A 23,957-nucleotide genomic window follows, 5' to 3' on the forward strand; every position below is an offset into this window, starting at 1 on the left:
AACATACCTTGACCGCAGACGCGCAGTCGCCGCCAGACAGTGCCGCCGGGCTGGGATGGCCGCTCTACGCCTTCTACTGCGCCGGCTTCGTCATGGTGGGCGGCGGGTTCGTGCTCTACACATCAGGCGCCGATCCCCGCCTTGTGCGTGAGGCCGCAGCAGGCTCGCCCATTTCGCAGCTGATCCTTGCGATGTTCTATTCCGTGGGGGCGCTTCTGCTGATCTCCAATGCCGGGTCCCGCCGGATGCTGAAGGCGGTGTGGCCCATCCTGCTGCTTCCGGCACTGGCGCTCGTCTCGACACTCTGGTCGCCCGATCCTGCCTTGAGCCTCCGCCGTGCCGTCGCCTTCATGGGAACGATCCTGTTCGGCCTGTCGCTTGGCTCCGCTTACCGCTTCCGCGACACGCTGGGGCTCGTTGCGTTCAGCATGGCACTCGTAATGGCGCTCAGCATCGGGCTCGCCTATCTCGATCCGGTGAGGGCGATCCATCAGCCCGACGATGCGATCCAGGCCGTTCATGCGGGGTCGTGGCGCGGGATCTTCGCACATCGGAACACGCTGGGTTTCTGGGCGGGTGCCAGCCTCGTGATCCTGGCGCTGGCCGGACGGGAAGCATTTCCGAGCCGCTGGCTCCAGGTCATTGCGATTGTCGCGGCAGCGGCCTGCCTGCTTGCCACCGGCTCGCGCGCCGGCATCGCCGTGGTGGTTCTTGGAATGTTTTACTTCCTGATTGTGGTTTCGACGCTGAACCGGCCTGCCCGGCTGCAGGGGGCGATGATCGTGTTCTGGGCCCTGGCGGGGCTCCTGGCCTATCTCTCCTTCGAGGAGATTGCGCGGGTGGGCCTCTGGCTGCTCGGGCGAGAGAGCGACCTCTCCGGCCGCACACATCTCTGGTCTTACATCGTGACGCTCGTCCGATCCGCGGACCGGCCCCTCGGGCTTGGCTATTTCGTTGGAACATTGCTGCTTGACGAGCGCATCTCGGCTGCAACGCAGTGGCGCAACGTCAATGCCCACAACGGCTTCCTCGAGGCCTATGTCTATTTTGGCTGGATGGGCCTTGTCCTCAGCATGGCCCTCGCGCTGTGGCTTCTCCTCGCCACGGCGCGCCTGGCCAGGCTGGGTGTCGCCCATGTGGGCTACCTGGCCGCAGTTCCCGCCGCCGTCGTGTTCTTCGTCCTCGCCCACAATCTGGTCGAGAGCACGATCGTTTCGCCCAACAACCTCAACAACGTGCTGCTCGCGATCGCGGCGGCAATGGCGGCGAGAGCATCGTTGCCGGAAGGTTCGGCTCGGCGCTCGTTCACCACCCGCACTCTTCGCGAACCGTCCTGACGGCTTCATCGATGCCGCCGATCTCGAAGGTCGCCGTGAGGGGTTCATCGCCGAAGGGAGTCATCGTCACGCTCAGGCTGGGCCTGCCGAGCAGTTCCTTGATGAAGGGGATTGCAAGTTCCCCCGACCACAGTCCGAGCGAGCGGTCATCCGGCCCCGCCGACATGGCGGCGACCCCGCTCTGCCCGGCCTCGATCGAGTAGCTGACATTGCCGTAGTTCCGATAGGTGCTGGACGTCATGTAGCAGCCGGTCTCGAAGGCGATGGACGTCACGTCATTTCTGCACTGGATCCTCATTTCAACGGGGCGCGGCGCCTTCCAGCGGCACTGGACCTGGTTCTGCGAGGCCAGTGACGCCGTGCGGTCGGTGCGGTTGGGAAGGATCGAAGGGGATGAGGTGAGCCGCCAGCTTCCTCCTCCCCCCGCCGTCGGCTCGACCTGTCGCGGAAAGGCGCGGTCGAAGCAGGCGAGCCGCCCCGCATCCTCCTCGATCGCCGCGCAATCCTCGGGCGCGGCGCGCGAAGCCTGTGCGAGGAGCGGCAAGGCAAGCGCCGCCGCGGAGATGGCCTTGAGAACCGTTGCCGACTTCCAGTCCATGATCTGCTCACCCAGGGTCAAGGCTCGCCACCCGAATCTTGCGATGGCTGAGCGGGTGCCGCATTATCAGAGAAGCTGACCTCGATCAGGTCGCCGGGGCGGATGGTGCTCGTCGACTGGACCACGGTTGATCCTTCCGTGCCGGGGCGTACCAGGCTGAACACCAGCGTGCCCGAAACCGCCGTCTCGCCTGCGCCTGCAGCGCCCAGAAGGCTTCGCGCCGCTTCCACGGCGAGCTGGTTTTCCTTGATGGACCGATCCGCATCGAGAAGGGCCTCGGAAATCTCGCTCTGGCGTGCCTCGCGCAATTCCGCGACGCCGTTCCGTGCCGTTTCCACGGCGGTCTTGGCGCGCGTGATGCTGGCGACGAGCGAGGCCTTGGTGGCCTCGAGTGTGGTCGAACGCTGGTCGAGCTCGAAGACGCGCGTCTGCTGGCCCGGTAGCCGGCGTATCCGGTTTGCCTCCTTCGTGATCTGCTCCTGCTGCCCGGACATCGTATTGTACTGCTGCTGGTAGGACGCGATCTCCGCTTCTCCCAGCCGCACCTGTTCAGCCAGGGCCTTCTCCTTCAGCATGGACTGCTCCCGGCGGGCATCCAGAAGGCGGTTCTCTTCCGCGATGATGGCCTGCAGGCGTTCCTCGGGAACGAGTTCGACCGCCGTTTCCAGCGTGATCTGAGGTCTGTCCTCGCGTTCCGCCATCAGCCTTGCCCGCCTTGCGATCGCCTGCGCCAGCCGGTCGGTTGCCTGCTGGAGCCGCTCGCGTTCGCGCAGGACATCGAGCCGGATACGGTCGTCCGAGGAACCGAGCTGCTTCTCGATGCCGCCGCTCACCGCGATGGCCTGAAGCACCGTCATGCCGTTGCGGTAGGGATAGGCGCCGGGCGAATTCACCGCGCCCACGACGTAGAAGGGCGCGCGCTCCGCGAACTCGATGGTGATGCTCATCGGGGTGCCCAAGCGGTTCTCCCATGCCTTGGCCAGTTCCGTCTCGAGCCGGCGGAGCCCCTGGTTCTCGAGGCTGACGGTGCCGATGAGGGGCAGTGACAGGAGCGGACCCGGCTGCACGGCATAGGTGCCGGTGATGTCCTCGCGGTCATATGCGGTGATCTTCAGCACGTCGCCCTCGGCGAAGATCTCCGCCGGCTGCTGGGCCTCGGCGGTCAGAACGGATGCCGAGAACAGAAGGGGAAGTAACAGGGCCAGCTGCCTCGCGGGCCACCGGCGGTTCGTCCGCTCACTTGCTGCTTGCGCCATCAATAGGCACTCCTGTCGAAGAGAACGATGCAGGCCGTCTTGGCGATGATCTTGATGTCGAGCCAGAACGACCAGTTTTCGATGTAGCGGATGTCGGCATTCACGCGGCCCGCAATGGCGAATGTGGTCGTCGTCTCACCTCGCCAGCCTTCGATCTGGGCAAGGCCGGTGAGGCCGGGCTTCACGCGCTGACGAAGCGCATAGTGCCTGACGCGGGCGGCGAACTGCTCGTCATGTGCCAGTGCATGCGGCCGTGGACCGACGAGCGACATGTCGCCACGGAGCACGTTCCACAGTTGCGGAAGCTCATCCATGCTGGTGCGGCGGAGAAGCGCCCCGAGCCTCGTGACCCTGGGATCGCCTTTCTGTACCTGCGACAGCGATGGTCCGTCCTCCAGAACCGTCATCGTCCGGAACTTGTAGATGGCGAAGGGCCTGCCGTTGCGTCCTCCCCGCAGCTGGCGGAAGAACAGCGGGCGGCCGCAATCGAGCCACACCCCCAGCGCGATCAGCGCTAGAAACGGCAGGAACAGCAGAAGCAACGCCAAGCTCACGAGTATATCGAAGCTTCGCTTGACGAATATCTGCGAGCGGGTGAGCGGCGCCGCGGCAAACGCCGCGCCAGCCACTTCAGTAGAGACTGATTGCCTCCGCGAGTCCGAGATGTCCATAGTCTACAACTTTGCGTCCCGCGGTATTAGGGTAAACTCAATTCAATTTTTCAGGGAAACTTACGGACAAAAGGCGTTGCGGCGGCGAAGGTTCCGGCAGCTGCCACGTTTTCCGGACGCAGGGCACCTCCGCTTTCGCCTCTCCCTCAGTGAAAAACCGAACTATTCGGCGCCTCGGGACTTTAGCTCGCTGAGGCTGGGCGGCGCGCCGGTGCAAGCCGTGGGGGAGTCTGCCGCCGGCGGGGAGGAATTCATGGCGCGAAAGAAGGCATTGATCACCGGCATCACCGGGCAGGACGGCTCCTATCTCGCCGAGTTTCTGCTCGAGAAGGGCTATGAGGTGCATGGCATCAAGCGCCGGTCCTCCTCCTTCAACACCTCCCGCATCGATCACATCTATGAAGACCCGCATCGGCCGGATGTGCGCTTCCGCCTGCATTACGGCGATCTCTCCGACAGCCTGGGCCTCACCCGCATAGTGGCCGAGATCGAGCCGGACGAGATCTACAATCTCGGCGCCCAGTCGCACGTCGCGGTGAGCTTCGATGCCCCCGAATACACCGCCGATGTCAACGGTCTGGGTACGCTCAGGCTTCTCGAGGCCATCCGCTTCCTCGGACTGGAGAAGAAGGCGAGGTTCTACCAGGCCTCGACCTCGGAACTCTACGGTCTCGTTCAGGAAGTGCCGCAGCGTGAGACCACGCCGTTCTACCCGAGAAGCCCCTATGCCGTGTCCAAGCTGTTCTCATTCTGGATCACCGTCAACTACCGGGAAGCCTATGGGCTCTATGCCTGCAACGGCATTCTCTTCAACCATGAAGGGCCGCGGCGTGGCGAAACATTCGTGACGCGCAAGATCACGCGCGGCCTCGCAAACATCGCCCAGGGCCTCGAGGACTGTCTCTATCTCGGAAACATGGATGCCCTGCGGGACTGGGGACACGCACGCGATTATGTGGCCATGCAATGGCTGATGCTGCAGCAGCCCGCCCCCGACGACTTCGTGATCGCCACGGGCCGGCAATATTCGGTGCGGCAGTTCCTCACCTGGGCGGCCGCCGAGCTCGGCATCACCCTTCGCTTCGAGAATTCCGGAATCGACGAGGTGGGAAGGGTGGAACGGGCGGATGGCGCATATGCACCCGCGGTGAAGACGGGACAGATCATCGTGAGGGTCGATCCCCGCTACTTCCGCCCGGCCGAAGTCGAGACACTCCTCGGCGATGCCTCGAAAGCCAGGGAGAAGCTCGGCTGGACGCCTGCCACCACCGTGCAGGAGATGTGCGCCGAAATGGTGCTGGAGGATCTCGCCGCGGCACGCCGGCACCGCCTGTTGCAGAGCCACGGGCTGGCCCTCGCCGTGGCGCGTGGAGCTTGAACGCATGACCCGCTATTACGTTGCCGGTCACAAGGGAATGGTCGGTTCGGCGATCGTGAGGCGGCTCGAGGCACGCGGCTCCGACGTGATCACGAGAAGCCGGAGCGAGCTGGACCTTGCAGACCAGCCCTCGGTCCGCACCTTCATGAGAGGCGCCCGTCCCGGGGTCGTGATCCTCGCCGCGGCGAAGGTGGGCGGCATCCATGCCAATTCCTCCTACCCGGCGGACTTCATCTACGAAAACCTGATCATCGAGGCAAACATCGTCGATGCGGCATGGCGGGCGGGGGTGGAGCGGCTTCTGTTCCTCGGATCGTCCTGCATCTACCCGCGGCTTGCGCCGCAGCCCATCCCGGAAGAGGCGCTGCTCGGCGGGCCGCTGGAGCCCACCAACGAGCCATATGCCGTTGCGAAGATCGCGGGGATCAAGCTGTGCGAGAGCTTCAATCGGCAACACGGCACCGACTACCGGAGCGTCATGCCTGCCAATCTCTACGGGCCGCACGACAATTTCCATCCGCAGAACTCGCATGTGCTTCCCGCCCTGTTGCGGCGCTTCCACGAGGCGCGGGAGGCGGACCGCTCCGAAGTGACGGTCTGGGGTTCAGGAAGGCCGCGGCGGGAATTCCTGCATGTCGACGACATGGCGGAGGCTTGCCTGTTCGTGATCGATGCGCAGCGCGCGGCTTACGAGGCCCACGCCAAGCCGATGCTGAGTCATCTCAATGTCGGGGCCGGCGAGGATGTGAGCATCGCCGAACTTGCCAGGATCATCGCCGAGGTGACCGGGTTCGAGGGAAGGATCGTGTTCGACTCTTCGAAACCGGACGGCACCCCGCGCAAGCTTCTCGACGTGTCTCGCCTGACAGCCATGGGATGGAAGGCGCGCCGGGGCCTCCGCGAGGGAATTTCCGGCACTTACGACTGGTTTTGCCGGAATCATGCCGAACTGAGGGTCTAGCGGGCACGGTTTTTCGGTCGTTTGCGAAAACACACTTACCGGAGATGTGCTGTGGTCAGTGAGATAACAGGAATGCAGCCTCAGCCATTGATTCATCCCGTCATTCTGTGCGGCGGATCGGGAACGCGGCTGTGGCCGGTCTCGCGCCAGTGCCATCCCAAGCAGTTTTCGCGCCTTCTGGGGGAGGAGAGCCTGTTCCAGGCCACGGCGCGCCGGCTGTCGGGAAGTGGCTTCGCGCCGCCCGTGATCGTCACCAGTGCCGACTTCCGCTTCACCGTGCGGGACCAGCTTGCCAAGGTGGGCGTCTCGCCGGCGGCGATCCTCCTCGAGCCCGAGTCCCGCAACACCGCACCCGCCGTGCTGGCCGCCACGCTCTGGCTCTCCAGGCATATTCCCGAGGGGCTGATGCTCGTCGCCCCGTCCGATCATCTCATGCCTGAGCCCGACCTGTTCCGCGACGCCGCACGCCGTGCTGTCCCGTGCGCGGAGGAGGGGGGGATCGTCGCATTCGGAATAGCGCCGGACCGCCCGGAAACGGGTTATGGCTACCTCGAGCTTTGCGGGCTGCTGAAGAACCAGACTGGCGATGCGGCGATGCCGCTCGGGCGCTTCGTCGAGAAGCCGGAAGCTGAGCGGGCGGAGGCAATGATCAAGAGCGGCCGGCATCTCTGGAACGCCGGCATCTTTCTCTTCCGGTCCGACGTGATGCTGCGCAGCTTCAGGGAACTCGCACACGAGATGGTGCAACCCGTGGCGGCGGCGGTGGACGGTGCCCGCCCCGATCTCGACTTCATCCGGCTCGAGCCCCGGGCCTGGTCTTCCGCGCCCGGCATTTCGATCGACTATGCCATCATGGAACGCTCGGCGGGCCTCTTCGCCATGCCCTACCACGGGGGCTGGTCCGACCTCGGCGGCTGGGCGGCGATCTGGGGCGAAAGCCCGCAGGACAGCAATGGCGTGGCGAGCAGCGGCGACGTCACGGCACTCGGCTGCCGCAACAGCCTGCTGCGATCGGAGGATGACGGGATTGCGCTCGTCGGCATCGGGCTCGAGGACATCGTGGCGGTGGCAATGCCGGATGCCGTGCTGATCAGCCGAACCTCCGAGGCTCAGCGGGTGAAGGAGGCGGTGGCGCTCCTGAAGGAGCGGCAGGCCGCGCAGGCCACGGCGTTCCGGCGCGACCACCGGCCCTGGGGATGGTTCGAGAGCCTTGCCCTCGGGCCGCGCTTCCAGGTGAAGCGCATCGTCGTCCGCCCCGGTGCCGCCCTCTCGCTGCAGTCCCACCATCATCGTTCCGAGCACTGGATCGTCGTCGAGGGCACCGCGCGCGTCACGATCGGCAAGAAGGTCCAGCTGATCTCCGAGAACCAATCGGTCTACATTCCGCTGGGTGAAAAGCACCGGCTCGAGAACCCGGGCCGGTTTCCGATGGTGCTGATCGAGGTGCAAACCGGAGCCTATCTCGGAGAAGATGACATCATCCGCTATGACGACGTCTATGCGCGTACCTGATTTCTCCGAGTAGCCGCCCCGCGCTGTTGCTGCGACCATGCTCCCGATGCCGTGGTCACCACCGGCGGTGATGCGGACGGGCCCCTCTTCGATGCCGTCGCCAGTGTCCCTTCGGCGTGCCGGCGCCTGCTTCGGCTGCCGCCATAACTTCGCAGCCGGGGTGCCTGAACCTCTCATGATGTACAAAAGTGGCGCACCATGCGGAATAAAGGTGATAACTTCTATGTTGTTGAAACTTCAATGTAATAATACGGGTGGTATCCGTTTCAACCGTTCGAGTCCCGGCTGACCCGGGTGGTCATACGTCATGCAGACACCGATATGCTGCTCCAACTTGCCGCCTCACACCCTGCCGTGGCCGAGGCGCTCGCGCCAAGTCGCAGGATCTGCTTGCCGCGGCCGCTAAGGTCTTTTGAGCCAAAATCACGAAATTCGAGACTGACAGCCGGATCCCATACGATCGAACCTTGCTCGCTTGGGCGAAGCTCCAGTATCCCGGGGAGCAGACGATCTCGATTACGCTCTCGACCATAAAGAGCGGGGGCAGCCGGCAGCGTCTCCGGAGCGTTCTCAAGCGGTCGTCAAGCTGATCGCCTCCATTCCCCAGCCCGTGTCGGCCCGGTCACGTGAATTCGCCAGCCGTCCCGAGACCTCCGACAATATTGGCATCATCAGGACGATGTACGGCGTACTTGAGATTTCGGCCTTCCAGCGTGGTCCGCCAGCTTGCAGGTCAGCTCGGATTGTCAGCGGCGCGCTTGACCGCGCCAAGACCGCGTTCACGCGGTCACCGATCGTGCTCCTCGTGGTTACTACAATGGCATAATGGGTGAAGATATGCCGTCTGTTGTGATCACGACATGAACGTATCGTGCTGATCTCAATTGTTTACTTGCCACCCGCTCAGAAGACCCGCGGGGTCTCCGGATCTGCTCGCCGGCGCGAATGTGAGGGATCTTGCCCCCGGCGATGTGGCGGCGAACTGTCCGCTCGCTGATGCGAAGCGCCTAGGCCGCTTCAACCGCGGTCAGGAAGGTCTAGCAACACCCGAGCCGATCAGGGACTGGTCGCTTCCCAACCTGAGGGAGAAGCTCGCCTGGCCCGAAGGTTATCAGCTACGGCCGCCATTTCGCCTTTCAGATGGCGTAGGTCGCTATCCCGAGACAGCTCTTCACCGGTACCCTGCGGCTCACCGCCGAGCTGCGGCCACCGCATGATCCATCACCGGCGTGAACGGCTCGCTTGTCGTGCGTTCCAGAGAGAACCAAGGGAGAGGTGTGCCCATATGAAAGCGAAAGCGACATTCCCGGTCGGGAGAGGGCGCCTGGTCTGTACATTGGCAGCATGTCGCCTTCATTTGCCAACAGCCGGACCTTGCAACAGGCACAAGACGGCGCAACTACCTGCTCCGACAGACGGTCATTCAGTGGATGTCGGCTTAGCGAAGACGAACGGCCCCTTCCAGTTCAATGAATCGCAGGAGCCGCGGCATGAAGTGTCCCGGATGGATGCGGAATGGCGGTGCCCGCACGGTCCCCAGGGTCACCAAGGTTCGGTTGAATGATCGCCATGGCATGTCTTGATGCAGATCAATGAAGGCTGTCGTCGCGGTGGAAGAATGAATACTCTTCAGGTAGTCTCGACTTGCCCCGGAGAGCATGATGCTCCTTCGTCTTCCTGGCTTCCCGGTGCTTGCATTGTGCTTCGGCATGTCCACGTCCGTGTTCGCGGATGACAGTGCATCGGCTGATTTCAAGCGATGCTGGGCTCAGCCCACCCCTCTATGTGTCCTCGATCTTGCCAGCAAGGACTTGGGCGACGTCGGGCGAGCCGGGGCTCCGCCCGAGAGTTCGATATGGTCGGAGGACATGAAGAATTATCCCGACATGGACATTGCAAGCGAAGCATGGAGGATTGTCTGGGATACCTACGGAAAGGTGGCTTCTCTTTATGCAGTCCTGGGGCAAGGGCCTCAGGCCCAGGCGGCCTTCGACGGGATCGGCAAGGCCACCGAGATCGCCTCGAGGCTTTCTACGAATTTTTCGGCCGTGCGAGAGCACGTCGACAGAGCTTGGCTGGTGCGCACACTCGCCGAAGCGGCGAACGCGTCCTTCCCCTTCGAACGGGCAAACGGCGACTTCGACGACTATGCGTGGAAGGAAGTCGCCGCCATGGCTTCGGAGCTGGGCGGGCAACAGATTCTCGCGCAGCAGCAAGCTCGCTTCGAGCAATATTCCAAGACGAGCGGTTTCACCGGCCTTGCTCCCGATGACCGCGATAAGGCTTACAACTCCGTTCTCGCGCTCATTCTTCTGCAAGGAGACATTGACAGGGCCAGGGCAGTCGTACCTCTCATTAGTGGTGCCGATCAGCAGGAGTATGCCCGAATGCAGATCGGCCAGTGGCTCGCTCAGAACGGGCGGCTCGACGATGCGGAGCGCATGGCGGAGGGCATGGCGCCCTTGAGAAGGAGCGCAATCTCTAGGGATACGGCGATCTATCTCGCATCGCACGAGCAGGCTGGAAAGGCCCGCGCATTGCTGGCCAGCATGCAGGAGGAGGATCAAACTTCCACCCTCGAGGTGATGGTGGCCCAGGAAGGCTGGCGCCAGGCGGAAGAACTGTCCGATCTTCTTGATCTGGGTGACAGGGCGCGATTGCTGGTCGCGATCATGCGCGTACAACTGGGGCAGGGCGACCTCGAAGGCGCGGCGCAAACCGCCCGCAAGGTGGAGGAAGTGGGCGAGCGGGCGGTGGCCTTTGCCGCACTGTCCTTGAGTGCATCTCGCCAGGGGCGGAAGGATCTCGTTTCCGAGGCGCGCAACGAGGTCCTGAAGATGGGCGCGTACAAGGTCGATCTCGTGCAAATCGCGGACGCGGAAACAGCGCTTCTTTTTGCACTCGCGAACCTGTCCGCGGACCTTTCCGCCGCTCAGAAATCTGCCGATGTCAGGGAGTTTCTGGACAGGATCGTGCCGTCTGCCTTCCCGGACGATCCCATGGACTCCATGGGCGCAGGTGAAAACCGCGCCCGCCTTCTCATCCAGCTTGCCGGCGCGCAGTTTGCGCTGGGTCTGTCTCACGAAGCGCACAAGTCCATCGAGGCAGTTCTCGCAATGGGAGGGCAGGCGGGCGCTGCGGATAAGTGCTTCGTGCTGTCGGAATCGGCGGGGCTGGCCTACGGCCTGTCGAGGCCTTCGCTGGGAACGCCAGCCGTGCAACAGGCGCTTGAAGCGACAACCAAGCTGGAACTTCCGATGGACCGCGCGCTGATGCTGACCCATCTCGCGGAAACGATGGTCGCGCAATAGCCAGGCCGTGATTTTCCCGTCAGGGTGGCAGCCCCGCCGGACCTTGCGGTTGTCATTGCTGGTCAGCAGGCCCCCGGCGGAAAGGTTAGTGGTTTTTCGCAGATGGCGCACCATGCGGCACGGAACAGCTTTCAAAAACGGAGACGATCGTATGATGCTTGGTCAATCGAGAGACAATCCAGCGATCACAGCAGGAAATCGCTCTCCATGATGAATCGGCGACCTCGTCGCGATTGACATCGCCTTGAACGGCATAAGCTTGATGACGGCACACTCATGGTCACTGAGTTCATAGCGCATGCTTCCATCTCGGAGCTTGAATCACGTCCAGGCAGATCCCTTCAATGGCAACGCCTCCTCCCTTCCAGATACCCTGCCGCACAAATGCGGCGATCTTTTCCCGAATACGGTCTCCGGCAACTTCGCGCTCGAACTGGGCGGGTCTGCGCTTGCTCATTAGGAGGTCATCTGCATCCAGCCTGCCTTCGGCCGCATGCCGTCGGGCAGCCAGTTGAGGTACTGGGCAAGGGCATCCACCTGGTCGTCGTGCCTCGACTGGGGATACTTCAACTGACGCTCTACTCGATGACAAATGTGCCCTAAACGGAGGGTTCTAGTTATCGAACAGCATCTCTGGGCTACACTTCGCAGGGCCAGTCTTGCACCCGATGCAGATTCGCGTAAGTTTCGATCTCAATCAGCCGGTCATCTGGTGGATGTCGGTTTCGACGGATCACTCAGGCAGAGGGGCTGACCATGACACACAACAAGCTTTCGCGCCGTGATTTCGTTGCTGCCTCTGCGGCGGCCGGCTTCGCGGTGGCCAGTTCCGAAATGCAGGCATCCGCACAGGAAACTCCGGTAAAAAGGACCTTTGCCATCCTGCACACCAACGACATTCATTCGAACCTGGTCGGCGTTGGCCCTGTGGCGGAATACACGCCGGAGACGGTCAATGATGATGCCACCATTGGCGGCATCGCGCGTATTGCCACGCTGATCGCCAGGCGCAGGCGTGCACGCGAGGCCCAAGGCCCGGTTCTGGTGCTGGATATTGGTGACGTCAGCATCGGTACGCCGTTTGGCGGTGCAAGCGCCAAAACCGGCGCCGAATGGCAGTGCCTGTCGATGGCGGGATATGACGCCACAACCTTTGGCAACCACGATTTCGATCTTGGACCAGACGCTCTCGGCAAGGCAGTGAACGCAGCCCGCACGGCGGGCAATGTGCCCGCGATACTTGCGGCCAATACTGACTACTCTGCCGACTCGGCGGACCTTGCAGAGCTGAAAGCCTTGGGTGCAGCGGGAGCCATCCGCAGCCATATGATCATCGAGCGGGGTGGTATCCGCTTTGGCCTATTTGGCATCATGGGTCCTGACTCCATCCAGTACACGCTTAATCCGGGGGCACTGACCTTTGCCGACAACATCAGGACGGCGCAGGACGCCGCCAACGAATTGCGCGCCGAAGGAGCCGATGTGATCATCTGCATGAGCCATGGCGGCGTCAAACCGCCGAAGGTTGGCCCGATCACCGAAGGCGACGATGTCAATCTGGCGCGTGCCGTGCCGGAAATTGACATCATCGTAGGCGGTCACACGCATACTTTCATGCGGACACCCACCATGGTGGACGGCACGCCGGTCGTGCAGGCGGGTTGCTATGGTCAGGTGGTCGGCGAGTTGGTCATCGAAATGGACGGTCCCGACGTAAAGGTGGTGTCTTACGACCTGCACCCCGTTGACGACACCATCCCGGGTGATCCCAGGCTCATCGATGCGCTGGTGGGGTTCAAGGCCGAGACATCGCGCATCGTGTTCGCACCGCGCGGCCTGAGGATGGACGAACCGATTGCGGTAATTGATCGCGACTGGCCGAACACGGTCTTCGACCTGGATGCGTCTCTGCCGATCGGCAATCTGGCTGTGGATGCGATGCGTCAAGCCACCGGGTCGGACATTGGCCTTAGTGCCGCCGGTATGGTGCGGGCAGGTCTGATCAAAGGCGCATCGGGCGTGCAGTCCGCCTATGATGTATTCCTGCTTGCGCCGCTCGGGATCGGCGTCGCGGACCAGAGCGCAGGCGGGTCGTTGCTCGTCGCCCACCTGACGGGGCATGAGATCAAGAATTGTCTGGAGTTCCTGCTGCATGGCAATCCGTACTTGCCGGGACAGTATTTCCCGCGCGTGTCGGGCATGAGGTTTCGCTATGATCTGTCCCGGCCAAAGTTCGATGCGGTGACCCAGATCGAGCTTGGTGACCGTGTCAGTGGATATCGTGACATCGATATTTCGGAACCGGCAGCGCAACTCTATGGTCTTTCCTGCAACATTTTTCTTGGGCTCCTTCTTGCGAGCATGCCCAAGGTGAGCAAGGGCGCGCTGCGGTTTGCGCCGAAAAAGAGGGACGGCACACCTTTGCAGTCACGTGCCGATGCGCTTCCTGAGGTGCAGTCCGGCCCTTACCTGCTGCCGCCGCTCGGCAAGATCGACAGGGACCAAGTGCAGCGCGCTCCCGACAGCAACGATCTGGAGATCAAGGAATGGCAGGCGATCACGAATTATCTCAAGAGCCTGCCCACGAAGAATGCCGATGGTGTGACGATGCTTTCAATGGATGAGCGAATGACAGAAGTTCGTGCGATCAACGCAGGTTAAGAGGTCGCTGGTGCAACCCCTTTCGCGCAGCGCGACCCGTGGCGTCAGCCGAGTCATTTCCCGAAGAAAACAGATGTTACCACAAGGTACCGGAGAATTTCGTCACTCGCCGTTCCGTCATTCAATCTTGGTGTAAGCTTCATCGAAGCCTGCCAGCACGATGGTCACCTCAATGGAGCGGCGGCCGGAAGCGCCAGCACAGCGAGGGCGAGAACGGCACATCGCGGCAGCATCGCCCGCATTTTCATGACGCTTGAGGACCTGTACCGTCTCCTGAGAGACGGACATGTGCAATCTCAGGGGGTTGTTGACACGATCCAGTCCCCTTTGGTCGTGCTGGATCAGCACCTATGCGTCACCAGCGCCAACCCAGCATTCCTGGAAGCATTCCACGTCACCCGCGACGAAACCCTTGGCGAGAACTTCCTCCAACTGGGCAATGGCCAGTGGAACAACCCTGAACTGGAAGTGCTCCTTCGATGCGTGATCCCGAAGTCAGCCGCCGTCGTGGGCTTTCAGATCGACCACAAGTTCCCTGTCTTAGGGCAGCGCACGATGCTGGTGAGTGCGAGGCGGTTGGTCCACCCGGACAACACCAGCCAATCTATGCTCATCGTCTTCGAGGATATCACCGATCAGAGGGCCCAATTTGCCCGCTACGACCTCATGGCTGCCGAGGTCCGCCACCGCTTCAAGAACTTCTTGGCTGTTCTTTCATCTCTCGCGCGTCAGTCACCCGCCGACGGCTTGACTGTTGAGGAGTACCGGGACACGCTTTTGGGCAGGATCGACGCTCTGGCAGAGGCTGAAATCGCGGCCTTCAAGAACGAAGAGGCTGAGCTTCAGGAACTCTTGGTCAGGGTGCTGGCACCCTACGGTGATCGAGTGCAGACAAGCCAGTGTCCCCCAACGAAGATTGAGGCAAGGCGGGCCGCGTCCCTTAGCATGATCCTGCATGAGCTAGCGACCAACGCTGTCAAGTACGGCTCCCTCTCCACCCCGCTAGGACATGTTCAACTGGAATGCACACTGACGCCAGGCAAGCAATCTCAGTTGCAGCTGGTGTGGCGGGAACGCGGAGGCCCTCCCGCAAAGGACGCTCCGCATGATGGTTTCGGCAGTCGATTGATCCGGATGATCGCTTCCCAACAGCTCGGAGGCAGCGCGGACCTGCACTTCGAGTCGGAGGGCCTCACCGCGGAGATCACGATACCCGCTTCTGGTATCTGATCTGATTTTGTGCTGCGACGTAGAGGAAGACTGGTCCCGCCTCCTCTTGTTAGATGCGTAAGAGTAGTTTTGCTCACATGCCCCGGATAGATCCCTCAAGGCTCGACCGAGACTTTGCTGGTGATTCGAGCTGCAGCGATCTTGTCCCAGACTCTCCGGTGACCGAACGCCATTGCAGCGAGTGTTCAGAACTTCACTTCTGGTGCCATCTACGCTCCGTCTCGTCGATGGATGTTGATCTTCCTCAATGCGACAACGGGCAATTTGACACAGATTTGCCATCAGCCGTGAGACCCCCTTCTTTTTGGGGGCCACGGAACAGCTTTCAAAAGCGGAGACGATCGTATGATCCTCACCAGACGGAAATTCACGGGTGGCGCGGCACTGGCCGCCGTGAGCCCCCGGCTCACATTCGCAGCAACTCCTGCAAATGTGAAAGAGATGCGTGCCATCGCCAGGGAGGCATATATCTATGCCTATCCCATGGTCGACAGTTACCGCATCATGTACGCGTACCATGTTGACAAGAACAATCCGGAGTTCAAGGCACCCTGGAACCAGATCAGCAACACGGCGCGTGTATTCACGCCCGAGGACAAGGCTGTCCAGACGCCCAACTCCGACACGCCCTATTCAATGGTCGGTGCGGACCTCAGGGCTGAACCCATCGTGCTCACGATTCCGCCCATCGAGAAGGATCGATACTTCAGCGTTCAGTTGATCGACGCCTATACGTTCAATTTCGATTACCTGGGCAGCCGGACAACCGGCAATGGTGGCGGCAGCTTCCTGATCGCCGGCCCTCGATGGAGCGGCGAGACGCCGAAGGGCATCACCCGGGTTCTGAACGCCGAGACCGAATTCGTGCTGTGCATCTACCGCACGCAGCTGTTCAATCCGGCCGATCTCCAGAACGTGAAGAAGATCCAGGCCGGCTACCGGGTCCAGCCGCTCTCGGTTTTTTTGGGGCTGAGCTCTCAGCCACCTGCTCCTCCGGTGGACTTCATTCCGCCGCTCACGCCTGCGGAGCAGAAGACATCATTGCGCGTGTTCAGCATTCTGAACTTCATGCTGCAGTTCTGTCCGACTGTGCCCTCAGAAGTCGATCTGATGGCCCGCTTCGCCAAGATCGGGATCGGAGCTGGCCTCGACTTCGATGCGGCATCACTGTCGCCGGAGATCAGGCAGGCCATGGAGGGCGGCATTGCGGATGCATGGGCGGAGTTTGACGCGCTCAAGAAGCGCATTGACGCCGGCGAGGTGACCTCCGGTGAGCTGTTTGGCACCCGTGAATTCCTGAAGAACAACTATCTATACCGCATGGCGGCCGCGGTCATCGGCATCTACGGCAATTCGCGGGAGGAGGCGATCTATCCCTTCTACGTGACGGACAGCTCCGGTCAGCCGCTCGACGGCAACAGCAGCTACACCGTCCGCTTCGCGCCCGGCGAGCTGCCGCCCGCCAATGCCTTCTGGTCGCTCACCATGTACCAGATGCCCGAAAGCCTTCTCTACGCCAACCCGATCAACCGCTACCTCATCAACTCTCCCATGCTGCCGCAACTGAAGCGGGATGCGGACGGTGGTCTGACGCTGCTCATCCAGCATGACAGCCCCGGCGCGGGCAGGGAGTCGAATTGGCTACCCGCCCCGAAAGGTCCCTTCTTCATGGCGCTACGGATATACTGGCCCAAACCTGAAGCCCTCGACGGAAGCTGGAAGGCCCCGGCTGCCGAGAGAGTGACGTGAGACCTGCAAGGTCGAGGCACCTCACCGTCGCTCGATTAGCGGCTACGTCATTGCCTTCTTCTTAGGAAAGTAACATCATCAGTGGTGCGAGGGCGGCGCAACATCGAGCTTTTAGGACGCGAACATGTCAAGAAACAGCGTGCTGGTCGCCCAGGCCGCGGCACTAACCATCGTGCTTTCCACCCCGGCTCTCGCCGTTGAAGGCGGCACGAGCTTCTATCTTCTTGGATCGAAGACCACGATGGCGGGCTATCTTCCCCCGCCCGGGTTCTATGGCATTCTGCAAAACTATGCCTATACGGGCGACGCCGACATCGACTTCGAAACGGCAGGCCTCGAGTTGTCGGGCGGTGTCGAAGCGGATGCCTACATCGCCCTTCCGACCGCGATGTGGGTAATGAATCAGGATGTCCTCGGAGGCAACCTCGGCTTTTCGCTGACGACACCTTTCGGCGGCAAGCAGGTAGAGGCCGGCGCGATCACCAACCTTTTCGGCCTCGCTACGAAAGAGCTGAAGGCGGAACGGGACAACTGGGCCTTCGGCGATCCGGTTCTCGGCGCGACGCTGGGCTGGCACCACGAAAAACTGCATTATTCGCTCGGGACGCTCGTCAACGTGCCGGTTGGCCAGTGGGAGCTGGGAAATCCTGTCAACATCGGCTTCAACCGCTGGGTCATCGACACGACGGCTGCAGTCACATACCTCAATCCGGAAACGCGAATCGAACTGTCGGGTGCAGCCGGCCTCACCTTCAATTTCGAGAACCCGGACACGGACTACAAGTCCGGAACGGAGCTGCACCTCGAAGGCGCCGCCATGTTTCACGCTTCGCAGACCGTGAGTTTCGGCGTGAACGGCTATGCCCTGAAGCAGATCACCGGTGATGGCGGGTCTGGAGCGGTGCTGGGCGATTTCAAGGGCCAGGTGTTCGCGCTGGGGCCGGCCTTCGATTTCACATTCCTGCTCGGCAGTCGACCGGTCACCACCAATCTGCGCTTCTTTTACGAATTCGGCGCCGAGAACCGGATGGAGGGGCAGGCCGGATTTCTGAATGTGGCGATCCCGCTGGGCGCACTTCCCGCCGTCCAGGCGACGGAATGAGAGTGCGAAAGCGTCAGAACTCCAACAACGTACAACCGAGAAGAGCTGGCGTCTTCAATCGAGCATGATACGGGCTGCGGCGTGTCTTGTAGCCGTGATGGCCAGGTTGTCGAGGGGTCAACAGTGAATCAATCTGTGCTCGCGGACGGCCCGAGCGCGCCGAGGTCCGCCGCCAGGTGGTGTCCGCCAACGTGCTGTTCCGGCTCGCTGCTGACCCCGCCTTGGCCGAGGCGCTGTACGCATTGTGGACGATTCGGGGGGCTCGCGGCGGATCAGAACAGAATACCGAAGAGTTTCTTCACCAAATCCTCCAGCGGCATCATCGTAAGCGTCAGAGGAATAATAGGTGCGAGGATAGCTCCGGCGAATGTGACGATGGAATCCCTTGTCACGAGAATGACCCGCATGGACTGCACCGTCTGATAGCTGTTGGACAGATCTGCTAGCGATTGTATGTCGGCGGTGCCAAGAAGTGCTTCACCTTTCGACGGATTGCTACGAATCCACTTTCGATCAAATGAGCGTACGTAGTCTTGTGACAATCTCCCATATTCTCGCAGGCCACTTCTCTTCGCACGGTCAAGCTGGACCATAAAGACAAGCAGCGGTGTCTGCACTAGGCAGATCAGGAAGACGACCATAAGAGCAATCTCGAGTTTGAAGTCTACTAGCGTCTCACCGATGTGGAAGATGCGGCTGGCGATGAGCCCCGCCAACATGGCGCCATGAGCCATGAGGAGAGGCACGAAGGCGAAGACGGTGCCGGAGAGAAAACCAAGTCCGCCCGCTCGGTCGGGATGCGTCGGTATCAGCTGCAGGTCCAGGCGCGACACCTGCCATAGGAATCTCGCCCAGATGAAGATCCGGAAGTACCAGCGCAATAGGAGAAACTGAAATACCGGGAGGCTGACATACCCAAACCAATGACCCGCCAGTGTCGCGCGCCATTCCTCGCCTACACGAAGGGAGTACCACGTGTCCGCTGTGAGCATCGTATAATTGCGCCACACGAGGAGGATGCCGACGACGTATACAATTGCGATGAGCGTTACCTCGGCAGTTACTGAGTTCCGGAGCCGAAAGGCGGACGCAATGGCATGCTTGAAGCGCGGTAGGTCGCCCTCCGAAATCAACTTGCGTTCAAGGAACTGGGCCAGGAGCGGGCGCATCCGACCGTGGACCACGAACTCGGATGCGATCAGCAGCGGCACCACGATCAGGAAGCGGACGTGCACCTCCACGTCCTTGGCAAAGGGGACAGTCACACCCGGGTCCAGAAATCCACCATCCAGAATCGAAGCCAGGAGCAGAGGAGCCCAGCAAAACAAAGTGATGAAAATGATGCGACGACTGATCATCCCCAGTGCGTCGTCGGTAAGATGCGTCCTCTGCAGCAGCTGATAGAGGGGTCCCCCGAGCACGAGTGAGAAGTCGGGCGGATGCTCAAGGTAAACATCATCGCTTCTGACTTTCTTCTGAGGTGCTGCGGATTGCGCCATTGCTTCGCGTCCCGAAATGAGTTCGTCTTGGAGTGTAAGCTGCGGCAAGCTCTGTCGCCAGTGGACTTGAGGAGGGATGCGTGCGCCTCGGTATCTGAGTCCGCAGGGATCGGGAGTTGAGGGCCTATCCAGTTTGGTATTCGCCGACACTACTGCGAGAAGATCTGCGTGAACGCACTGCATCGTAGGCGCGCACTCTGCTGCCGGATGTAACGGATCCCCCGGACGATGCTTCCCGCGCGGAGGCGAGGTTCCCCGTTTTCATCACACCTACTGACGGAGAACTCCTCACACTACACCGAATCTCCAAGTCATGCGAAATTGGTCGGGCTTCAATCGAGAAGGCGAGTATTGTTACATGGGTCCACCAGGCACTACAAACAAGGATACTTATCTCGTTATAGGAAGTGGTGGGGAGAACAGGATCTGATAGGCGGCCATCTCAATATCATAGAGCTTCGGCTTGGAGAGGTCCGGCCTTCCTGATTTCGAGGCTCAGAGCGTGAACTTCGTACCGCACGCCATGGTGTTTATAAGGAACCCAAGGATCATTCTGGCTTCCGTCGCGGATTCGACGCCGCCGCTCGCTCAAGGCAGCCAAAATGCGTGTAGGAAGATCATAAACCTGTAATTCATCCATGACAGCTTCTCCAAAAGCGAATTGTTGGCCAAGTAAATACCACTGCTTCCGCGTCGCGAAAAACCCTACGGCGCTTACGTGGCCATTTCTTTTGAACCTCCCTCAGCCGCATCAGGTCCGGAAGCAGCTGGGTCATGTCTTCAGCCTCGTGCAGCGGGTGCGACCCGAGACGTACAACTGGACCCTGATGAATGCGTCGTTGGCGTCGTGCAAGTGTCGCGTCCCCCGGTTGCAGCATCCATAGCTGAAACTGGCCCTCTGTGCGTCTCGATTATAGGGATCCAGTTCAGTCCCTGAGCCAGTACACTTCGGAAGTGGTGGCCCGGTAAGTGAGCAACGGACTGAGCAATGCGCCTGCTCACATGGTTATCGTCAGGATCAGCATCGCCAATACGAGCGCGTATCGTACCCCATGGATGTACTGGAGACGAACATCGGGACGCGAGTGGTGGATCGACGTCGTCATCTGGATCGCCGTCGTATCGACAAGCTTTTCGTGCAGGCAAAGGTGGAAGTCTGAGACCAGCAGAGAGGATCCTGGATCATGAAGAGCGGCACTACAGCGGAAGCCAGGGGCTTTCGAGATGCCAGAGGTCACATGAGCACCCAGAGAGCGATGAATGGCAGGGCCGTTACGGCGGATCTCGAAGATTGCCCCAGGCCGACAGGGCTCCTGTACATAGTAAGGTCGGAAGGCGAGTTTGTTGCGCCGTCAGTCACCCGGATGAAGATCTACTTCTGAAGAGTCACGATGGAGCCGGACAGGGGATACGCCCCAGGCATGTTCCGTCGGGGCTGTCAGAAGAAGGCCGGGCTCTCTGCCCGGCTGCCATCGTTGCCTGAGCTGCTTGATGAGGAGCCGGCTTGTGACCATGTTGAGCGCATAGCCTTCTTGGCCGAGCAGCCTACCGAGGTGCTCCATCATCGGGGCCTCGCCCGAAGCCGCAATTTCGTCTGCCCGTTCGATGGTCGATTTGAAGTTCTGTTGCTGGCTCATGGATGTGATTTCCTGGCGCAATGATCGATGCCGGCGCTTCCTCGATGGCTGGTCACTAGGCCTCGGATCCCGCGGTTCCAACGCCGACCTCTTCGGCCAGCCGGGCGCGCACCTTGTGGGCGGTGGCTCGGTCGGGGTCCCTGAGCTGCCAGAACAGGAAGGTCACGCCGGCGGCACAGAGGACGTGAAGAGGAAGATCAGCATCACGGCAACAGCTTTGCGGTATCACGCTTGCGTGCCTCGGAAATGTCCTTGGGATCGATGGTGACCACCTGCTCCTGCCCGGTTTCGAGACCGATGGCCGGCAGATAAATCTGCGTGGCAACCCTTCCTCGCCAGGCTATAAAGGAGAGGCTTGGTATCTCCTCTTCCTCGGTCAGCACCATGTATGTACCGGCAGGCAGCTCGGCGCCGAACCCCGGAAGGGTGATTGGGTAGTGAAATGTGATGTTGTCCCGCAAGGAGCGCATCAGCTTTTTCCTCCCGCCGACGTCACATCCGGGCCGCCGTGCCATGGGAGGTCCTCGAAGTAGGGCCGGCACTCCCGCCGGCGGTATTCGGCCTCGGCGATGAAGAATGAGCAGCCATTGCTGAGAACCCGGACGTGGTTCGGGCATTCGGCATCGCCCCTTGTCCGGTAAAGTCCGACAGCAAGCGCGTCAGCCAGTAACGCTGCCTCCAGAGATCCACCCTGCGGGCGCCTGGGCCATGCTCGCCGCTTGATCGCCGTCGTTCCGGCGCCAAATCCATGGTCCATGGGGTCGGTGTGTTCGGGCAGGGCGGAAAACCGGACGTCGTTATGGGCAATTTGGTGAGTTTTCCGAGACATGGCTCCTCCTCGCTTCATGAGCGGGAGCGCTAGGATTGTCTCTCAGCTACCGGGGCTCAGGCGGAAGGACCGGCAATAAATGAAACATGGGGGTATTTCCCAGAATTGAAAGGTTTAATTGCGCGCGTCCGCCGCTGCTCCCATGCACAAAGCTTGTTTTCTGATCTCACTTCCGGGGCAGAAGCGCGGTAAACGTTGTGCCTTCTTCTGAACTGGACCTTACGGCCAGTTCTCCCCCATGTGCCTCAACGATCTTCTGCGCGATGAACAGCCCGAGGCCGAGACTGGGGGAGGCGCCGGCATGGGATCGCTCGCTGATGCCCCGCGTCATGGACTGGAAGATCGTTTTGGCTTTGCCTTGAGGGATCGGATCACCAAGATTGTGAACCGAAACCATGACCTTCTGATCTTGCCCCACGATCCTCACCGATATTTCGGAAGCCGGTGTGCTGTACTGGATGGCATTCCCGATGAGGTTGGAGAGCAGCTGTCCAATGCGTCCTGCGTCAAACTGCCCGGTGGTGTCCCCGACGACCGATATCGCGATGCGTCGTCCCCGGGAAATGGACCTCATTTCCTCGACGAGCTTTGCCCCGAGCTGGCCGACATCGAGGCTCTCCCTGACGATCCGGAACTCCTCACCAAAGGCCGATCGGGTGACGTCCAGAAGCTTATCGAGGATCTCGATGCCACGTTCAGTCGCGTCCACTATATGTCCTGCAAGAACGGTCTGCTGCTCTCCGGGAGGCCCTCGACTGGCCATCGATCTTGCCGCCATTGCGGCGGCGCTGATCGGGTTCCGCAAATCATGCCCTAGGATGCCAAGAAACAGGTTGCGGGACCGCGTGATCATCTTTGTATACTGCGCCACGGACTCGGCTACAGATTGGTCGATTGCCTCGTTGAAGCGCGTCAGGTCTTCGAGATCCGTGGGCGCGAGCGCCAGCTTGTGCTTCACCCACTGCTTCACGACGCTGGCCCGGAGGGCGCGGTACTCGGAAACCATTTGATCGATGTCGAAGCCGTCCGCGAGCCGGAGGGAGGCGTGGATCTGTGCAGCACTGTGCGTCAAAGGCGATTCCGGCGGGCCCCGTCCCTTGGACTTTTCCGATTGTTCGCGGGAGGTTTGGGAGGTGTCGAGATCATCCGCTATGAAGGTCAGGATCTCGACGACATGGTCCTGCAGCGCGAGATGGGTCATGCTGTCGCTCGCCGGGGTTCGTGTCCGGGCAAAAGCCACCCATTCCGCCACTATCGCGTCAACATTTGACCGGATGAACGCGGCGAGCCTGAAATCCTCTCGTGCACGCTGGCCTGGGTCATCCGTCATCCTGCCCAACCCTCCGACTCCATCGCTCTCAAATGGCGGAAGTCTCATCGTGCCCTCTATTAAGCTTAGCACGGGCAGGAGCGAACATGCAAAGGATACGATCTGATCTCCACCATGCTTGACCGGTTGCCAATCCGGGCATGTCAGTCCATCTCGTGGAATCCGATGGTGCGACACTAGGGAGGATCTCATCAAGCGGGCTATCTCGGATTTTGCACCCGCCGCTCTGCTTTTGTCACCGAGTCGCATCTGCTGGCCTACTGGGTTGGGAACTCTCACTCCTCCGAGCCGGCCTGGGGTGAAGGGGCGAGGGGCTTCTCGCCAGGCTGGCTAACGGAAGACATCGGCTCGGGCACAGTGCCTTCTAGGCCAACCCTAGGACGCAACTACGCCGCCGACGAGATCCGGTCGCTGAAGAGCAGGGAACCGGCACGGGGATTCACCGTTGCCATCCCAGTGGATGGCGCAAGGATGGTTTCAATGGAGATCACGCGGCAGAACGACTCTGAAAAGCTCACACTCAACCTCGGCTATGTCGATCTCGGGAAGATTGATCTCCTCGTGCGAGAGGGCTTCTATGCTAATCGTTCGGACTTTATCCGCACGGCCATTCGCAACCAGTTGCGGCTGCAGGCGGCGGACGTCGATAGGTCGGTCACGCGAAACACCTTCGATCTGGGCTTGCGAGAATTCACCCGGAGGGAACTGGAACAGCACCACGCCCGGCAAGAGACAATCTCAATTCGGGTGGTTGGCCTCGCCCGGATTGCGGCCGACGTGTCGCCGGAGCTGGCAGCGGCAACGATAGGCTCCATCACCGTCCTCGGAGCTCTTCAGGCCAATGACGACATCAAGGCGGCGCTCGCAGGAAAACTGAAGTCCCCATAAGGAAATCA

Annotated in this window: 18 protein-coding genes; 10 read left to right on the plus strand and 8 right to left on the minus strand. The window is 61.1% G+C overall.

The window, feature by feature from the left end; translation table 11 throughout:
* Positions 1–8: 8 nt before the first annotated feature.
* Positions 9–1,337 (plus strand): O-antigen ligase family protein, encoded by a 1,329-nt coding sequence (locus tag ACK4HL_RS02780; RefSeq protein WP_409756498.1) that lies wholly within the window; start codon positions 9–11, stop codon positions 1,335–1,337.
* Here the strand turns inward: ACK4HL_RS02780 and ACK4HL_RS02785 are convergent.
* From ACK4HL_RS02785 to ACK4HL_RS02795, 3 genes are read right to left on the minus strand one after another with little or no spacing between them, the layout of a single operon-like run.
* Positions 1,306–1,956: a type VI secretion system-associated protein TagO gene (locus ACK4HL_RS02785; RefSeq protein ID WP_409756499.1), complete on the minus strand. Its 651-nt coding sequence runs from the start codon at positions 1,954–1,956 to the stop codon at positions 1,306–1,308. The genes ACK4HL_RS02780 and ACK4HL_RS02785 overlap by 32 nt on opposite strands.
* Positions 1,953–3,191: an SLBB domain-containing protein gene (locus tag ACK4HL_RS02790; protein WP_409756500.1), complete on the minus strand. Its 1,239-nt coding sequence runs from the start codon at positions 3,189–3,191 to the stop codon at positions 1,953–1,955. The genes ACK4HL_RS02785 and ACK4HL_RS02790 overlap by 4 nt, the downstream gene beginning before the upstream one ends.
* A complete protein-coding gene (locus ACK4HL_RS02795; protein WP_409756501.1) occupies positions 3,191–3,862 on the minus strand; it encodes an exopolysaccharide biosynthesis polyprenyl glycosylphosphotransferase in 672 nt (223 codons plus the stop codon). Before ACK4HL_RS02795 ends, ACK4HL_RS02790 begins: the two co-directional genes overlap by 1 nt.
* Before the next feature lie 253 nt (positions 3,863–4,115).
* Between ACK4HL_RS02795 and gmd the strand changes: the two genes are divergently transcribed.
* The 8 genes from gmd to ACK4HL_RS02835 all read left to right on the plus strand — a co-directional run bounded on the left by gmd (position 4,116) and on the right by ACK4HL_RS02835 (position 17,766).
* Positions 4,116–5,240 (plus strand): GDP-mannose 4,6-dehydratase, encoded by a 1,125-nt coding sequence (gene gmd / locus ACK4HL_RS02800; RefSeq protein WP_409756502.1) that lies wholly within the window; start codon positions 4,116–4,118, stop codon positions 5,238–5,240.
* Positions 5,241–5,244: 4 nt separating this feature from the next.
* Positions 5,245–6,201: a GDP-L-fucose synthase family protein gene (locus ACK4HL_RS02805; protein WP_409756503.1), complete on the plus strand. Its 957-nt coding sequence runs from the start codon at positions 5,245–5,247 to the stop codon at positions 6,199–6,201.
* 72 nt (positions 6,202–6,273) lie between these two features.
* Positions 6,274–7,713: a mannose-1-phosphate guanylyltransferase/mannose-6-phosphate isomerase gene (locus ACK4HL_RS02810; RefSeq protein ID WP_409756504.1), complete on the plus strand. Its 1,440-nt coding sequence runs from the start codon at positions 6,274–6,276 to the stop codon at positions 7,711–7,713.
* 1,868 nt (positions 7,714–9,581) lie between these two features.
* The gene (locus ACK4HL_RS02815) at positions 9,582–11,024 is read left to right on the plus strand and encodes a hypothetical protein (protein ID WP_409756505.1); all 1,443 of its coding nucleotides are present in this window, start codon (positions 9,582–9,584) and stop codon (positions 11,022–11,024) included.
* Positions 11,025–11,780: 756 nt separating this feature from the next.
* Positions 11,781–13,685 carry a bifunctional metallophosphatase/5'-nucleotidase gene (locus ACK4HL_RS02820; protein ID WP_409756506.1) on the plus strand — a complete coding sequence of 635 codons (1,905 nt, stop codon included), beginning with the start codon at positions 11,781–11,783 and terminating at the stop codon, positions 13,683–13,685.
* Positions 13,686–13,931: 246 nt separating this feature from the next.
* Positions 13,932–14,915, plus strand: coding sequence for an HWE histidine kinase domain-containing protein (locus ACK4HL_RS02825; protein ID WP_409756507.1), 984 nt, complete (start codon positions 13,932–13,934; stop codon positions 14,913–14,915).
* Positions 14,916–15,260: 345 nt separating this feature from the next.
* Positions 15,261–16,664 (plus strand): DUF1254 domain-containing protein, encoded by a 1,404-nt coding sequence (locus tag ACK4HL_RS02830; protein ID WP_409756508.1) that lies wholly within the window; start codon positions 15,261–15,263, stop codon positions 16,662–16,664.
* A 124-nt stretch (positions 16,665–16,788) separates the two neighbouring features.
* Positions 16,789–17,766 (plus strand): transporter, encoded by a 978-nt coding sequence (locus tag ACK4HL_RS02835; RefSeq protein ID WP_409756509.1) that lies wholly within the window; start codon positions 16,789–16,791, stop codon positions 17,764–17,766.
* Positions 17,767–18,038: 272 nt separating this feature from the next.
* On the opposite strand, the gene ACK4HL_RS02840 is transcribed toward ACK4HL_RS02835, so the two are convergent.
* The 5 genes from ACK4HL_RS02840 to ACK4HL_RS02860 form a co-directional block, all read right to left on the minus strand.
* Entirely contained in the window at positions 18,039–19,265 is a 1,227-nt protein-coding gene (locus ACK4HL_RS02840; RefSeq protein ID WP_409756510.1) for a hypothetical protein, read from the minus strand.
* Between the two features lie 1,352 nt (positions 19,266–20,617).
* Complete coding sequence (locus ACK4HL_RS02845) at positions 20,618–20,902, minus strand: hypothetical protein (protein ID WP_409756511.1); 285 nt, start codon at positions 20,900–20,902, stop codon at positions 20,618–20,620.
* Between the two features lie 203 nt (positions 20,903–21,105).
* The gene (locus ACK4HL_RS02850; RefSeq protein ID WP_409756512.1) at positions 21,106–21,372 is read right to left on the minus strand and encodes a hypothetical protein; all 267 of its coding nucleotides are present in this window, start codon (positions 21,370–21,372) and stop codon (positions 21,106–21,108) included.
* Positions 21,372–21,731 (minus strand): hypothetical protein, encoded by a 360-nt coding sequence (locus ACK4HL_RS02855; RefSeq protein ID WP_409756513.1) that lies wholly within the window; start codon positions 21,729–21,731, stop codon positions 21,372–21,374. Before ACK4HL_RS02855 ends, ACK4HL_RS02850 begins: the two co-directional genes overlap by 1 nt.
* A 166-nt stretch (positions 21,732–21,897) precedes the next feature.
* Positions 21,898–23,061 carry an ATP-binding protein gene (locus ACK4HL_RS02860; RefSeq protein WP_409756514.1) on the minus strand — a complete coding sequence of 388 codons (1,164 nt, stop codon included), beginning with the start codon at positions 23,059–23,061 and terminating at the stop codon, positions 21,898–21,900.
* A gap of 480 nt (positions 23,062–23,541) precedes the next feature.
* Here ACK4HL_RS02860 and ACK4HL_RS02865 point away from each other — a divergent pair, with 480 nt between their 5' ends.
* Positions 23,542–23,949 carry a CopG family transcriptional regulator gene (locus ACK4HL_RS02865; RefSeq protein ID WP_409756515.1) on the plus strand — a complete coding sequence of 136 codons (408 nt, stop codon included), beginning with the start codon at positions 23,542–23,544 and terminating at the stop codon, positions 23,947–23,949.
* Positions 23,950–23,957: the final 8 nt, after the last annotated feature.

The organism is Aestuariivirga sp. (genome assembly GCF_046294715.1).
Lineage (GTDB): Bacteria > Pseudomonadota > Alphaproteobacteria > Rhizobiales > Aestuariivirgaceae > Aestuariivirga.

What these genes read in the sequence shown, in the direction of transcription:
- ACK4HL_RS02805 (WP_409756503.1), top strand. Translation starts at nt 5,245, where the DNA reads ATGACCCGCTATTACGTTGCCGGTCACAAGGGAATGGTCGGTTCGGCG.
- ACK4HL_RS02845 (WP_409756511.1), bottom strand. Translation starts at nt 20,902, where the DNA reads ATGAGCCAGCAACAGAACTTCAAATCGACCATCGAACGGGCAGACGAA.
- ACK4HL_RS02830 (WP_409756508.1), top strand. Translation starts at nt 15,261, where the DNA reads ATGATCCTCACCAGACGGAAATTCACGGGTGGCGCGGCACTGGCCGCC.
- ACK4HL_RS02835 (WP_409756509.1), top strand. Translation starts at nt 16,789, where the DNA reads ATGTCAAGAAACAGCGTGCTGGTCGCCCAGGCCGCGGCACTAACCATC.
- ACK4HL_RS02795 (WP_409756501.1), bottom strand. Translation starts at nt 3,862, where the DNA reads ATGGACATCTCGGACTCGCGGAGGCAATCAGTCTCTACTGAAGTGGCT.
- ACK4HL_RS02840 (WP_409756510.1), bottom strand. Translation starts at nt 19,265, where the DNA reads ATGGCGCAATCCGCAGCACCTCAGAAGAAAGTCAGAAGCGATGATGTT.
- ACK4HL_RS02820 (WP_409756506.1), top strand. Translation starts at nt 11,781, where the DNA reads ATGACACACAACAAGCTTTCGCGCCGTGATTTCGTTGCTGCCTCTGCG.
- ACK4HL_RS02815 (WP_409756505.1), top strand. Translation starts at nt 9,582, where the DNA reads ATGAAGAATTATCCCGACATGGACATTGCAAGCGAAGCATGGAGGATT.
- ACK4HL_RS02810 (WP_409756504.1), top strand. Translation starts at nt 6,274, where the DNA reads ATGCAGCCTCAGCCATTGATTCATCCCGTCATTCTGTGCGGCGGATCG.
- ACK4HL_RS02855 (WP_409756513.1), bottom strand. Translation starts at nt 21,731, where the DNA reads ATGTCTCGGAAAACTCACCAAATTGCCCATAACGACGTCCGGTTTTCC.
- gmd (WP_409756502.1), top strand. Translation starts at nt 4,116, where the DNA reads ATGGCGCGAAAGAAGGCATTGATCACCGGCATCACCGGGCAGGACGGC.
- ACK4HL_RS02860 (WP_409756514.1), bottom strand. Translation starts at nt 23,061, where the DNA reads ATGACGGATGACCCAGGCCAGCGTGCACGAGAGGATTTCAGGCTCGCC.
- ACK4HL_RS02865 (WP_409756515.1), top strand. Translation starts at nt 23,542, where the DNA reads ATGGAGATCACGCGGCAGAACGACTCTGAAAAGCTCACACTCAACCTC.
- ACK4HL_RS02850 (WP_409756512.1), bottom strand. Translation starts at nt 21,372, where the DNA reads ATGCGCTCCTTGCGGGACAACATCACATTTCACTACCCAATCACCCTT.
- ACK4HL_RS02825 (WP_409756507.1), top strand. Translation starts at nt 13,932, where the DNA reads ATGACGCTTGAGGACCTGTACCGTCTCCTGAGAGACGGACATGTGCAA.
- ACK4HL_RS02790 (WP_409756500.1), bottom strand. Translation starts at nt 3,191, where the DNA reads ATGGCGCAAGCAGCAAGTGAGCGGACGAACCGCCGGTGGCCCGCGAGG.